This is a genomic window from Extibacter sp. GGCC_0201, assembly GCF_017566055.1.
In the GTDB taxonomy this organism is placed as follows: Bacteria; Bacillota; Clostridia; order Lachnospirales; family Lachnospiraceae; genus Extibacter.
Genome location: NZ_JABFCH010000143.1, coordinates 1 through 226 on the forward strand (window position 1 = coordinate 1; position 226 = coordinate 226).

General features: G+C 57.5%; 1 protein-coding gene. It reads left to right on the top strand.

What is annotated here, in order from left to right; translation table 11 throughout:
• On the top strand, window positions 1–226 hold a 226-nt coding region (locus tag HJV72_RS19030; RefSeq protein ID WP_208073438.1), incomplete at both ends, for a hypothetical protein.

Sequence of the window (226 nt, forward strand, 5' to 3'; positions counted from 1 at the left end):
GTATCTGCGCTATGTTGAGGAACTGACAGCACGCGGCGAGCGGGTGCTTGTGCATCAACTGGAACAGGCGCAGCATAAGCTGCAGCGTCTGCAGGGATCATGGGCTTTAGCCAAGCCTGAACGCTGGCTGGAGCCATTGCAGCAGCGTACGGATATGGCGATGCGGCAGCTGCAGGGCAGGATGGAAAGTATTCTGCAGAAACGGCAGCACAAGTTTGGACTGCTG